The organism is Curtobacterium sp. ISL-83, from assembly GCF_018613895.1.
Taxonomy (GTDB): Bacteria; Actinomycetota; Actinomycetes; order Actinomycetales; family Microbacteriaceae; genus Curtobacterium.
The window spans coordinates 227213-240586 of sequence record NZ_JAGGPH010000011.1; the positions used below are offsets into that span (position 1 = coordinate 227213).

Below are 13374 nucleotides of genomic sequence, written 5' to 3' on the forward strand. Positions count from 1 at the left end.
CGGACATGACCCGCCCCCTCACGTCGAGATCGCGTAGCGGACACGCGAACGGTCCCATCCTGGCGGAAAACGTCTCCCGATGGGGCCTCGGCTATCGTGAGCAGGGATGCCGTACCCGGCACCACCTTGCCCGCACCACGGAGTCCACATCACATGACACCGCGCATCCTCGTCGTCGACGACGACCAGGCCCTCGCCGAGATGATCGGCATCGTCCTCCGCTCGGAGGGGTACGAGCCCGAGTTCAGCGCCGACGGCAACGACGCCATCGAGGCGTTCCACAGCACGAAGCCGGACCTGGTGCTCCTCGACGTGATGCTGCCGGGCATCGACGGCATCGAGGTGTGCAAGCGCCTCCGGGCCGAGAGCGGGACGCCGATCATCATGCTCACGGCGAAGGGCGACACCGCGGACGTCGTCGCCGGCCTCGAGAACGGCGCCGACGACTACATCGTCAAGCCCTTCAACCCGAAGGAGCTCGTCGCCCGCATCCGCACCCGGTTGCGGCCCACTGCCTCGGACGCCAGCGTGCTGCACGCCGGCGACCTCACCGTCGACGTCCCCGGGCACGAGGTGCGTCGGGGTGACGCCGTCATCGCGCTGACGCCGCTCGAGTTCGACCTGCTCCGCGCGCTCGCCGAGAAGCCGAGCCAGGTGTTCACGCGCGAGATGCTCCTCGAGCAGGTGTGGGGCTACCACTACAAGGCCGACACCCGTCTGGTGAACGTGCACGTGCAGCGGCTCCGCGCGAAGATCGAGCACGACCCCGACAACCCGAAGATCGTCACGACGGTCCGCGGCGTCGGGTACCGGGCCGGAGGGGCCTGAGCACCATGGCCGCCGTCGGTCGGATGCGGCGGCGTCTGCGTCGGTGGGCGCGCCGGGGATGGCGCGCGCTCGCGTACCTCTGGCGACGCTCCCTGATGGTGCGCTCGGTGGCGATCACGGTCATGACGACCGGACTCGCGATCGGGATCATCGGGACCGCGGTGATGATCAGCATCTCGAACAACGTCTACGCGCAGCGCCGCGACCAGATCGAGGCGGAGTCCGCGCGGGCGACCATCGTGGCGCAGGGCATCTTCGACGCCGCGACCGCCGCCGAGGACAACAACCAGACCGAGCTCGAGACGCTGCAGAACGACGCGCAGCAGGCGATCCTGTCGAACACGACGAGCCCCGGCGGCACGAGCATCGCGATCGAGCGGACCCCGGGGCAGTCGACGCCGCAGATCCTGCAGACCATCGTGACGCCGGGGTTCCCGGACGAGGTGATCACCGACGACCTGCGGAAGGCCGTCGGGAAGGACACCGGGCGGCTCAGCCTGCAACCCGTGCAGCTCCGCGACGCGCACGGCCGCCAACCCGGTCTGGCGGTCGGGTCGACCCTGCAGATCCCGAGCGCCGGCCAGTACGAGCTCTACCTGGTGTACGACCTCTCCGACGCCCAGCAGACCCTGGACTTCGTGTCCCAGACGCTCTCCATCGGCGGGGTGGCGCTGATGGTGCTCATCGCCCTGGTCACCTCGCTCGTGGTGCGACTCGTGGTCGTGCCGATCCGGGGTGCGGCCGAGACGAGCCGGAAGATCGCCTCCGGACGACTCGACGAGCGCATCCCCGTGAAGGGCCAGGACGACATCGCCACCCTCGCCCGGAGCTTCAACGGCATGGCGGACGCCGTCAGTCGGCAGATCACGCAGCTCGCGGAGCTCTCCCGGGTGCAGCAGCGCTTCGTGTCCGACGTCTCGCACGAGCTCCGCACACCGCTGACCACGATCCGGCTCGCAGGTGACGTGCTGTACGACGCCCGGCACGCGTTCGAGCCCGCGATCGGACGCACCGCCGAGCTCCTGCACACCCAGGTGGAGCGGTTCGAGATGCTCCTGGCCGACCTGCTCGAGATCTCCCGGTTCGACGCGCAGGCGGTCCAGCTCGACACCGAGCCCGTCGTCCCGGCAGCGCTCGCGACGGACATCGTCGACGAGTTCCGGCCCCTCGCCGACCGCGCGGGCATCGAGCTGCAGCTCGTGACCCCCGGTGGCCACACCACCATGCAGCTCGACGCCAAACGGGTGCGGCGCATCGTGCGGAACCTCGTCGGCAACGCGATCGAGCACGGCGAGGCGAAGCCCGTCCAGGTCATCGTCGACAGCGACGCGCGCTCGGTCGCCATCGCGGTGCGGGACCACGGGGTGGGCATGCCGCCGGAGGACGCGGCCCGGGTGTTCGACCGCTTCTGGCGTGCCGACCCGAGCCGCAAGCGGACGATCGGCGGGACCGGCCTCGGGCTCGCGATCAGCCTCGGTGACGCGAACCTGCACGGCGGCCGGATCGACGTCTGGTCCCGCCCCGGCGAGGGCTCGACGTTCGTGCTCACGCTGCCGAGGACCGAGGGCGCGATGCCGGTCACCTCGGCGATCCCGCTGCCCGACCTCGACGAACCGTACGACGGCCCGCGCGCCGTCCGGGAGGACGCATGACCCACCCCGCGACCCCGTCGGTGCGACGCGGACGGCTCCGCCGTCTCGCCGCCGTGACGCTCGCCGCCCTGACCCTCGTCGCCGTGTCGGCCTGCGCCGCCATCCCGACCGGCGGCGACGTCCGGACCGGCCAGACCATCAAGGACGAGTCCGTCTCGGGCGTCGACTTCCGCCCGGAGGGGCCGACGAGCGGGTCGGACCAGACCACGATCCTCCGGGGGTTCATCGCGGCCGCCACGGGCGCGCAGGACAACTACGCCATCGCCCGGCAGTTCCTGGCCTCGGGGTTCTCGCAGAAGTGGAACCCGCGGCAGAGCACCACGATCCGTCAGGGCAGCGGGGCGGTGGCACGCGCCGGCGACCGCGAGCTCACCTACACGATGACGGCGAGCGCCACGGTCGACAGCAACGGTGAGTACACCCAGGCGATCCGGCCCACCCCGTCGACCCTCACGTTCCAGTTCACCCGGCAGGGCGGCGAGTGGCGCATCGCCTACGCCCCCGACGGCATCATCCTGACCCCGGTCAGCTTCGAGTCCGTGTTCCAACAGCACGCGCTCTACTTCTTCGACCCGACGTTCCGCTACTTCGTCCCCGACGAGCGGTGGTTCCTCGCACGCTCGTCGACGAGCACCCGCATCGTCAGCGCGCTGCTCGCCGGTCCGGCCGAGTGGTTGAAGGGCGCCGTGGTGTCGTCCTTCCCGGAGGGCACGCAGCTCTCGCTCAACGCGGTGACGATCGACAGCGGCACGGCCCAGGTCGACCTGTCGAGCGACGCGCTCCGGGCGAGCACCCAGGACAAGCTGCGGATGCGGGAGCAGCTCAGCAAGTCCCTCGCCTCGGTCGCGACGGTCTCGTCGGTCACGATGACCATCGAGGGGGCGAACTTCTCGGTGCCCGAGTCCACCGGCACCACCGCGCAGCTCGATCCGGACGTCGACCCTCGTCCGCTCGTGGAACAGCACGGTGTCGTGGGGCTGGCCGCGCCCGGGACCGGTGTCGTGCAGAAGCTCGGCAGCGGGTTGGGGGACACGATCGCGGCGCTGCGACCGACGTCGATCGCGCTGTCGGCGTCCGGCACGACGGCGGCGGTCGGCAACCGTGACGGCGCCATCGTCGTCCGCGGCCGCACGTCCCTGCGGGTGGACACGAACCGCGACCTGGTCCCACCGTCCATCGACGACCTCGGGTTCGTGTGGACCGCGAGGTCGTCGGACAGCCGACACGTCACCGCCTACGGGCTCGGCGGGGACCCGCACGTGGTCCTGACGACGCTCCCGCGGGGCAAGCTGGTGTCGTTCCAGGTCTCCCGCGACTCCACGCGGGCGCTGGCGCTGCTCGACACCGACGACGGGCCGAGCCTGTACGTGATGGCGATCAACCGTGGCTCCGACCGGACACCGGTGGCGCTCGGCCCGCCCGTGCACGTGCAGGCCGCAACGGGTGACGCCATCGGCGCCGCCTGGGTCAGCGACGTCGACATCGCCTCGGTCGCACAGGACGCGACCGGACCGAGCGTGGTCCAGACGACCGTCGGTGGGCAGACGAGCACGCTGCCCCGTCCGGAGGGTCGCGCGACCGCGATCGCCGGCGGCAGCGGGGGTGCGCTGCTGCTGCGGATGGCGGACGGGTCGGTCGTCCAGTCGACGGGCGGGGGCTGGGACGCCACCGGCGTCTCGGCGGTGGTCCTCGGCATCCTGCGGTAGCGCGCGCCGGGCCCCCGCTCCTCCACAGCGGCGTCGGACTGGAGGCCCGTCCACCGTTCCCGGGGACGGCCACCGTCCGCCGTCGGGTCGCCACGAGCATGGGGGGATGGACGAACCGACCTCCGCACCGGCGGCGATGGCCGCCGGTGCCACCCCGTCACCGTGGGCAGACGCGTTCCGTGCCGTCCTCGGCCTGTTCCTGCCCGTGCGCTGCCTCGGGTGCGAGCGCCCCGACCATGCGCTCTGCCCGGCGTGCCGGGCCGACCTCGACCGACGGCCGCGACGCGTCCGGCTCGTCGCCGGCGTCCGCCTGGACGCCGCGTGGGAGTACGAGGGCCTGGTGCGGACCCTGCTGCTCGAACTGAAGCTCCGGGGCCGCGTCGACGTCGCCCGGCCGCTCGGGGCGCGGTACGGGGCACTGGTGCGGGCGGCGCTCGCCGAGGCACCGCCCGGTACCGTGCTGCTGCGCGTCCCGCCGTCACGGCAGGGTGCTCGTCGGCGCGGGTTCGACCCGGTCGTGTTGCTGTTGGCGCGCGGGGGAGTCCGGGCCCGCGGCGGGCGGTGGTCGTCCCGGAGCCGGCGGTCCGGGCTGTCCGGGGCGGGACGGGAGCGTGTCGTCGCCCGGTTGCGACGGCGCCCGTCGGGCTGGCGGGGCCGGCGTGCCCTTGGTCGATCGGACCGTGGTGCCGGGCAGAAGGAGCGCACGGCGGTCGAACGCGTGGACGCCACCGTCGGGTCCCTGCTCGCCAGCGGGGTCGCCGGACGCGACGTCGTGGTGGTCGACGACGTCGTGACGACGGGGGTGACGATGGCCGAAGCGGTCCGCGCCGTCCGGCAGGCAGGCGGACGCGTCGTGCGCTGCGTCGCGGTCGCCAGCGTCGAGCGGTGACGCGTCGGTGACGCGCTGCTGGCCACCCCGTGAACGCCCGGTGTCCGCTGAGTGTCCGGTGGGCGTCCCGTCCGACTCGCGGGGACAGGGTGACGGCGGTGCCGCAGCGGGTCTAGCCTCGCGGCAAGGCGTTCGGGATCGCCGGACGGAGGCGACGCGCCGAAGCTGGATGGGAGCCGCCACATGGACGTGACGATCACAGGACGGAACGTCGGGGTCACCGACCGATTCCGGACCTACGTCGAGCAGAAGTCCGAGAAGATCGACGCGCTCGCCGACCGTGCCCTCGCATTCGAGGTGCGCGTGAGCCGCCACCACGAGAAGTCGGGCAGCAGTCAGGGCGAGGACCGCATCGAGCTGACGTTGATCGGCCCTGGCCCCCTCGTCCGCGCCGAGTCTGCGGCGTCGGACAAGTACGCCGCGTTCGACCTCGCGTTCGCGCGGCTGATGGAGCGGCTGCGGCGGGCCCGCGACCGCCGCAAGGTGCACCGCGGGCGGCACCGCCCCACCTCCGTCGCCGAGGCAGCGGGCACCGGCTTCGAGCAGCTCGGCGTGGTGCCGGCCGACGGCAAGCTCATCGAGGACGTCGCCACCGGCACGATCCCGGTGGCCGTCGCGTCGGAGGACGAGGACGACACCGAGGTGTACAGCCCGGTCGTCATCCGCCAGAAGGTGTTCGAGGCCTCCCCGATGACCGTGGACGACGCGCTGTACTACATGGAGCTCGTCGGACACGACTTCTACCTGTTCGTCGACGCCGAGTCGCACCGGCCGAGCGTCGTCTACCGCCGCAAGGGCTGGGACTACGGGGTGATCGGTCTCGACGGCGAGGCCGGAGCAGCCGTGGCGTCCGTCCACCAGGAGCAGGAACAGCAGGAACCGGCCTCCGCGATCGCCTGAGGCGATCGTCCGGTCCGGCCGGAACCGGTGTGCGCGGTCCGTTCGCGGGCCGCGCACTCCGCTGTGTCCACCAGTCGCGCTGCTCACAGCCCAGGGATCGAACGGGTTGCTAGCATTGCTGGCTGATCGCATCGCGCAGGTCGCGCGGCACGACCTCGTTAAGGAGCTCACGTGGCAAACGTGCTGGAGAAGGTCCTCCGCATCGGTGAAGGACGCACCCTCCGACGCTTGAAGGCGTACGCCTCGGCGATCAACGACCTCGAAGACGACTTCGCGAGCCTCACGGACGCCGAACTCCAGAACGAGACGACGGAACTCCGTGAGCGCTACGCGAACGGCGAGACCCTCGACGACCTCCTGCCCGAGGCCTTCGCGGCCGTGCGGGAAGCCGCGAAGCGCACGCTCGGCATGCGGCACTTCGACGTGCAGCTCATGGGCGGCGCGGCCCTCCACCTGGGCAACATCGCCGAGATGAAGACCGGTGAGGGCAAGACCCTCGTCGCGACGACGGCCGCGTACCTCAACGCGATCCCCTCCCGCGGTGTGCACGTGATCACCGTGAACGACTTCCTCGCGTCGTACCAGTCCGAGATCATGGGCCGCGTCTTCCGTGCCCTGGGCATGACGACCGGCTGCATCATCGCGAACCAGTCCCCGGCCGAGCGCCGTGAGCAGTACGCGGCCGACATCACGTACGGCACGAACAACGAGTTCGGGTTCGACTACCTGCGCGACAACATGGCGTGGCAGACCGCCGACATGGTGCAGCGGGGCCACTACTTCGCCATCGTGGACGAGGTCGACTCGATCCTCATCGACGAAGCCCGCACCCCGCTCATCATCTCCGGCCCCTCCTCGGGCGAAGCGAACCGGTGGTTCACCGAGTTCGCCTCGATCGCGAAGCGCCTCACCCCGGGTGAGGACTACGAGGTCGACGAGAAGAAGCGCACCGTCGGTGTCCTCGAGCCCGGCATCGAGAAGGTCGAGGACTACCTCGGCATCGACAACCTCTACGAGTCCGCGAACACCCCGCTGATCTCGTTCCTGAACAACTCCATCAAGGCCGTCTCGCTGTTCAAGAAGGACAAGGACTACGTCGTGATGAACGGCGAGGTCCTCATCGTCGACGAGCACACGGGCCGCATCCTGATGGGCCGCCGCTACAACGAGGGCATCCACCAGGCGATCGAGGCGAAGGAGGGTGTCGAGGTCAAGGCCGAGAACCAGACGCTCGCCACCGTGACGCTGCAGAACTACTTCCGCCTGTACCAGAAGCTCTCCGGCATGACCGGTACCGCCGAGACCGAAGCGGCCGAGTTCATGTCGACGTACAAGCTCGGCGTCGTCCCGATCCCGACGAACAAGCCGATGGTGCGCCTCGACCAGACCGACCTCGTCTACAAGAACGAGAAGTCGAAGTTCGAGCAGGTGGCCGAGGACATCGCCGCACGGCACGAGAAGGGCCAGCCGGTCCTGGTCGGCACCACGAGCGTCGAGAAGTCCGAGTACCTCTCCAAGCTCCTCGCGAAGAAGGGCGTCAAGCACGAGGTCCTCAATGCGAAGAACCACGCGCGTGAAGCCGCCATCGTCGCCCAGGCCGGTCGTCTCGGGGCCGTGACGGTCGCGACGAACATGGCCGGTCGAGGGACCGACATCATGCTCGGCGGCAACTCGGAGTTCCTCGCGGTGCAGGAGATGCACGCGAAGGGCCTCTCCCCGACGGAGACGCCGGACGAGTACGAGGCCGCATGGGACGAGGTCTTCACGCGTGTCAAGGCCGAGATCAAGGAAGAAGCCGACAAGGTCCGTGAAGCCGGCGGCCTCTACGTCCTCGGCACCGAGCGGCACGAGTCCCGCCGCATCGACAACCAGCTCCGCGGTCGTTCCGGCCGTCAGGGCGACCCGGGCGAGAGCCGGTTCTACCTGTCGCTGACCGACGACCTCATGCGACTGTTCAACTCCGGTGCTGCCGAGAGCCTCATGGGCCGCTCGAACGTGCCGGACGACCTGGCGATCGAGAACAAGCTCGTCGGGCGCGCGATCCGTTCCGCCCAGGCCCAGGTCGAAGGCCGCAACGCCGAGATCCGGAAGAACGTCCTCAAGTACGACGACGTCCTCAACCGCCAGCGCGAAGCGATCTACAGCGACCGCCGGCACATCCTCGAGGGCGATGACATCCACGAGCGCGCGCAGACGTTCCTGAAGAGCGTCATCGACGACGTGATCGACACGCACACCGGCGAAGGGTCCCCGGACGACTGGGACCTCGACGCCATGTGGACGGAGCTCGGGACGCTCTACCCGATCTCGATCTCCATCGACGAGGTCATCACCGAGGCCGGGTCCAAGGGCAAGGCCTCGCGCGACTTCCTGGCGCGGGAGATCCTGTCCGACGCGAAGCTCGCCTACGAGCAGCGTGAGGGGCTCCTGGGCGACGAAGCGATGCGCGAGCTCGAGCGCCGCGTGGTGCTCTCGGTGATCGACCGCCGCTGGCGCGACCACCTGTACGAGATGGACTACCTCAAGGACGGCATCGGCCTCCGCGCGATGGCGCAGCGTGACCCGCTCGTCGAGTACCAGCGCGAGGGCTACGCACTGTTCCAGAGCATGATGGGGCAGATCCGCGAAGAGTCCGTCGGCTACCTGTTCAACCTCGAGGTCCAGGTGCAGTCCGACGGGGAGAACGCCGTCATCGAGGCCAAGGGCCTCGACGAGGACGAGGTCTCCGGGCTCGAGTACTCGGCGCCGTCGATCGACGGCGAGGTCGAGGTCCGCGACGAACGCGGGCGCCTCGAGCAGGCCGCGACGGCTCGTGCGCAGCGCGCTCAGGCCGAGGCCGAGGCAGAGGCCGCTGCTGTTCCAGAGCAGGGGTCCTCGTTCGGCAACGCGGCCACGGCCACGGGCCAGGCGTCGGCGAACAACCGCGCGGAGCGTCGTCAGGCCGCCAAGAAGGGCTGACCGCACCCCTCCTGATCGACGGGACGGCCCCCACCGTCCGTTCCGAGCCGCACGTTGCTGCGTCGCTCCGGGTCGGACGATGGGGGCCGAGTGCCAGCTGGCACCGTCCCTCCCGTCCGTCCGTCGTCACAGCATGACGACCGCCGTCGCGCGCCATCGCCCGTTCCGCTCCTCGAGCCGCAGCGCCACCGCCCGCGCGTGACTGCGGGTGTGCACGACCACCGCTGCCTCGGCCACGCCCGGAGCCGGTCGAGAGACGACCACGCTGCCGACCGACAGCACCGGTCGGGCGCGGGACCGCTGCCCGATGGATCGTGCCCGGGCGGCGAACGCTGCCCGCTGCAGGAGGTGCCGGTGCACCTCGTCGGTGATCCACCGCGAGATGCTGTCGACCTCGCGGGCTCCCGTCAGGACCTCGGCCACGCACAGTCCGAGTGCTCGGGCGGTCTCGGCCGGGTCTGGTGGACCCGTGAGCGCCTCGAGCGCCGTCGGGACGGGCTCGGTCGACGGCGTGCCGACCGCCAGCGTCCCTTCCACGAGCGGCGTCCCGCCCGCCGGCGTCCCGCCCGCCGCCCGCGTCCCGTCGGCGGCCGGTGTCCCCGTCGCCGCCGGTGTCCCCGCTGCGGTCCGCGTCGCCACCTCGTCGTGTCGCCGTGCCTCATCTGCCACCCGTGCCCCTTTCATCGGTGGGACTGAGCGTATGGCGTATGCAACATGCGAAATACCGATGGATCCGCGGTGTGGAAAGTGCGAGTTGTCCACAGTGGGGCGCACCTAGACTGACTCCGTGTCGACCCTCAGTGACCTCGTCCTCGCCCAAGGCCGATCCTCGGAAGCCGACGTGGAGTGGCTCCACCTGCTGGTCGGGGACTTCCAGCTCCTCGCCGACCTGTCCTTCGCGGACATGGTGCTCTGGGTCCCGACGGCCGAGGACGGCTCGTTCGTCGCGGTCGCGCACGCTCGGCCGAGCTCCGCGGCGACGCTCTTCTACCGCGACATCGTCGGGCAGGAGATCCGCGAGGAGTGGCGTGAGCAGATCACCGAGTGCTTCGCGACTGCCCGGGTCGTCGACTCCGCCGAGCCCGACTGGTACGAGGACACCCCGACCCGCGTGCGCGCGATCCCGGTCCTCCGCCGCCTGACCGCGAACAGCGCCGAGACGACCGACCGCCCGATCGCCGTGGTCAGCCGCCACGGCAACCAGGACGAGATGCGGACCCCGAGCCGGCAGGAGCTCAACTTCACCGCGGGTGCCAACGACCTGTTCGGCATGATCGCGACCGGTGACTTCCCGGACCTCGGCGCTCCCGCCGGCCCGCGTCGCGGTGCACCCCGGGCCAGCGACGGCCTGCTGCGGCTGGACACCAACGGCACGGTCACGTTCGCGAGCCCGAACGGCCTGAGCGCCTTCAACCGGATGGGTTTCGACGGGGAACTCGAGCGGAAGTCCCTCGCCGAGGTGACGACGGAACTCATCGGCTCGCAGCTCGACGTCGACGAGTCCCTGCCCCTCGTCGTCACCGGGCGTGCGCCGTGGCGCGCGGACATCGAGGCGAAGGGCGTCACGGTCTCCCTCCGGTCGATCCCACTCCGTGACCACGGCGAACGGATCGGCGCGATCGTGCTGTGTCGCGACGTCAGCGAGCTGCGGCACCAGGAGCGCGAGCTCATCACCAAGGACGCGACGATCCGTGAGATCCACCACCGGGTGAAGAACAACCTGCAGACGGTGGCGTCACTCCTCCGGATCCAGGCCCGCCGCACCCACTCCGAGGAAGCCCGCACCTCCCTGCAGAACGCGATGCGCCGTGTCGCCGCGATCGCCGTGGTGCACGACACGCTCTCGAGCGGGTTGAGCCAGACCGTCGACTTCGACGAGGTGTTCGACTCGGTGCTGAAACTCGTGACGGAGGTCGCCGCCTCGCACAACACCACCGTGCGCCCGAAGAAGACGGGCGAGTTCGGCGTGCTCCCGTCCGAGGCCGCGACGCCGCTCGCCCTCGGGCTCACCGAGCTGGTGACGAACGCCGTGGAGCACGGACTCGACGGCCGCGACGGCGAGGTCGAGATCGTCGCGAACCGGTTCGACGACCACCTGGACATCGAGGTCCGCGACAACGGCGTCGGCCTCCCGGAGGGCAAGGTCGGCTCGGGTCTCGGGACGCAGATCGTCCGGACGCTCATCCAGGGCGAGCTCGGCGGCACCATCGACTGGCACACGCTGACCGGCAGCGGCACCGAGGTCACCATCACGATCCCGTTCCGCTGGCTCACCGCCGCGGCGTAGGAACGCTCGTCGCTCGGGCGGCAGGCGCATGGAGCGTCGCGCCCGCCTGCGGGCGCTGGGCCCCGACGCTGTGGGGCGCGACGCGCAGGTGCGGGCGCGACCCACGTGTCGTGGACGCAACCGCCTGGAGGCGCGGCCTGCGTCCGGCGGACCGGCCACACGCCTCCACGCCGTCATCTTCGGGCCGTCACCTGCAGGCAGTCGCGCCCGCCGGCGGATGTCGCGCCCCGACGCCGCGGGGCGCACTCCCCGCACGGGGGCGCGATCGGAGTGCCCCGCCGGCACCGAGTGCCCCGCGCGCCCCGTACACGACGACGCCCGCCGTCCCCGGAGGGACGACGGGCGTCAGTGCGTCAGCGGACGCGGGTCAGGAGGCGCGGCGAGCGCGAGCAGCGCGGCGCTTCAGCGCACGACGCTCGTCCTCGCTGAGACCGCCCCAGACACCGGAGTCCTGGTTGTTCTCGAGTGCGTACTGCAGGCACATCTCGGTCACGGTGCACCGAGCGCAGACGGACTTCGCCTTCTCGATCTGGTCGACGGCCGGGCCGGTGTTGCCGACGGGGAAGAAGAGCTCGGGGTCCGCGGTGAGGCAGGCTGCCTTGTCACGCCAGTCCATGTGTGGTGCTCCTTGAAATCGATGCTCGAACGGCAGGCCGGGGCCGCAGTTCGGGGGATCGGAACGCTGGCATGCTGAGCATGAGGGGACACCCGTGGGGGAGGAGTCCGCTGGAAGCGAGTCTGACGCCCGTGAACGCTCGGGGGAGGAGCGTCGAACCACGGGAGACGCGCACCACATCGTGCCGTCCAAACGACCTCCAATATCGTTCCATACTGGTAAGGCCAAATCAAGGGTTCCGACTGGAGGATCGCTGTGCACGACACCACCCCCACCGGGTCCGAGCCCGCCGGCCGACGCGCACCGGCCCTCGTCGCGCTCCTCGTGGTCGTCGGCGCGGAGTTCCTGGCGCTCGTCGTCTTGACCGTCGTCCTCGTCGTCGAACTCATCGTCGCGCCGGTCGCCAGTGTCGCCTCCGGGATCGCCTTGATCGTGCTCACGGCGATCGCTGCGCTGTGGCTCGGATCGCTGGTCGTCGGCCTCCGGAACGGCCGGCCGTGGGTCCGCTCCGGGATCATCGTCTGGCAGGTCCTGCAGGGGGCCCTGGCGATCGGTGCCTTCCAGGGCGTCTTCCGGGTGCCGGCAGTGGGGTGGTTCCTCCTCATCCCGGCGCTGCTCGGCATCACGCTGGTGCTGTCCCGTCCGGTGACCGCGGCGCTCGCGCGCGCCGATGGTGCGTAGCGGACACCGCTGACGGACGGGAGGCCCGGTGCCAGCTGGCGCCTGGCCCCCCGTTCATCGCCGCCCTCAGACCAGGCCGAGCTTCTTCCGCAGGCTCGCCACGTGTCCGGTTGCCTTGACGTTGTAGAGCGGCAGCTGCACGGCGCCGTCCTCGTCGACGACGATCGTCGACCGGATGGTCCCCGTCACGACCTTGCCGTAGTTGTTCTTCTCGCCCCAGGCCCCGTAGGCCCCGTAGGCCCGGTGGACGGCGAGGTCGGGGTCGCTCAGCAGCGGGAACGTCAGCGCCTGCTCGTGCTGGAAGGTCTTGAGCTTCGACTGCTCGTCCTTCGAGACCCCGAGCACCTCGTACCCGGCAGCCTGGAGCGAGGACATGTTGTCGCGGAAGTCGCACGCCTCGGTCGTGCAGCCCGGAGTCGAGGCGGCCGGGTAGAAGTACACGATGACCTTGCGGCCACGGAGCGCGGCGAGCGAGTGCCCGACACCGTCCTGGTCGGGCAGGGTGAAGTCGGGGGCGGTGTCGCCGGCGACGAGACGATCGGTCATGGTGCTCCTGTTCGGTTCGGTGCCCCGGTGGTCAGGAGCACGCGAAACCCATGCTATTGTTGTTTCCCGTTGCAGCACGGTCGTGAGAACGTCCGGACAGCACGCACCTCTAGCTCAATTGGCAGAGCAACTGACTCTTAATCAGTGGGTTCTCGGTTCAAGTCCGAGGGGGTGCACCACCATCACGAAGGCCCCGCCGGTTCCGGCGGGGCCTTCGTCGTTCCCCGGATATGGTGCGGCGCGCCACGCCCGAGGTGCTCGTGGTGCCGAAGCCTGCCGCGTTCTCGGGGTCTGGCTCAGTACCGCCGTCG

11 protein-coding genes and 1 tRNA gene are annotated in these 13374 nt (G+C 70.5%); 9 read left to right on the top strand and 3 right to left on the bottom strand.

What is annotated here, in order from left to right:
- Positions 1-153: 153 nt before the first annotated feature.
- The 6 genes from mtrA to secA all read left to right on the top strand — a co-directional run bounded on the left by mtrA (position 154) and on the right by secA (position 8933).
- Positions 154-828, top strand: a complete 675-nt coding sequence (mtrA, locus tag J7E22_RS11260) for an MtrAB system response regulator MtrA (RefSeq protein WP_214981817.1) — start codon at positions 154-156, stop codon at positions 826-828.
- 5 nt (positions 829-833) lie between these two features.
- The gene (mtrB, locus tag J7E22_RS11265) at positions 834-2480 is read left to right on the top strand and encodes an MtrAB system histidine kinase MtrB (protein ID WP_251008989.1); all 1647 of its coding nucleotides are present in this window, start codon (positions 834-836) and stop codon (positions 2478-2480) included.
- Entirely contained in the window at positions 2477-4186 is a 1710-nt protein-coding gene (locus J7E22_RS11270) for a GerMN domain-containing protein (RefSeq protein WP_214981818.1), read from the top strand. The genes mtrB and J7E22_RS11270 overlap by 4 nt, the downstream gene beginning before the upstream one ends.
- A 106-nt stretch (positions 4187-4292) precedes the next feature.
- Complete coding sequence (locus tag J7E22_RS11275; RefSeq protein ID WP_214981819.1) at positions 4293-5075, top strand: ComF family protein; 783 nt, start codon at positions 4293-4295, stop codon at positions 5073-5075.
- Positions 5076-5258: 183 nt separating this feature from the next.
- A complete protein-coding gene (hpf, locus tag J7E22_RS11280) occupies positions 5259-5975 on the top strand; it encodes a ribosome hibernation-promoting factor, HPF/YfiA family (protein ID WP_214981820.1) in 717 nt (238 codons plus the stop codon).
- Positions 5976-6146: 171 nt separating this feature from the next.
- Positions 6147-8933 (top strand): preprotein translocase subunit SecA, encoded by a 2787-nt coding sequence (gene secA, locus J7E22_RS11285; protein WP_214981821.1) that lies wholly within the window; start codon positions 6147-6149, stop codon positions 8931-8933.
- Positions 8934-9059: 126 nt separating this feature from the next.
- Here secA and J7E22_RS11290 read toward each other — a convergent pair whose 3' ends face one another.
- A complete protein-coding gene (locus tag J7E22_RS11290) occupies positions 9060-9602 on the bottom strand; it encodes an Rv3235 family protein (protein WP_214981822.1) in 543 nt (180 codons plus the stop codon).
- Between the two features lie 118 nt (positions 9603-9720).
- Between J7E22_RS11290 and J7E22_RS11295 the strand changes: the two genes are divergently transcribed.
- Positions 9721-11220, top strand: a complete 1500-nt coding sequence (locus J7E22_RS11295) for a sensor histidine kinase (RefSeq protein ID WP_214981823.1) — start codon at positions 9721-9723, stop codon at positions 11218-11220.
- 367 nt (positions 11221-11587) lie between these two features.
- On the opposite strand, the gene J7E22_RS11300 is transcribed toward J7E22_RS11295, so the two are convergent.
- Positions 11588-11836: a WhiB family transcriptional regulator gene (locus J7E22_RS11300; RefSeq protein WP_017888820.1), complete on the bottom strand. Its 249-nt coding sequence runs from the start codon at positions 11834-11836 to the stop codon at positions 11588-11590.
- A 255-nt stretch (positions 11837-12091) separates the two neighbouring features.
- Here J7E22_RS11300 and J7E22_RS11305 point away from each other — a divergent pair, with 255 nt between their 5' ends.
- Positions 12092-12517, top strand: coding sequence for a hypothetical protein (locus tag J7E22_RS11305; RefSeq protein ID WP_214981824.1), 426 nt, complete (start codon positions 12092-12094; stop codon positions 12515-12517).
- A 66-nt stretch (positions 12518-12583) separates the two neighbouring features.
- Here the strand turns inward: J7E22_RS11305 and bcp are convergent, their stop codons facing one another.
- Positions 12584-13063, bottom strand: coding sequence for a thioredoxin-dependent thiol peroxidase (bcp, locus tag J7E22_RS11310; RefSeq protein WP_214981825.1), 480 nt, complete (start codon positions 13061-13063; stop codon positions 12584-12586).
- 103 nt (positions 13064-13166) lie between these two features.
- On the opposite strand from bcp, the gene J7E22_RS11315 reads away from it, so the two are divergent.
- Positions 13167-13242: transfer RNA gene (locus J7E22_RS11315), tRNA-Lys, on the top strand.
- The last annotated feature ends 132 nt before the right edge of the window (positions 13243-13374 follow it).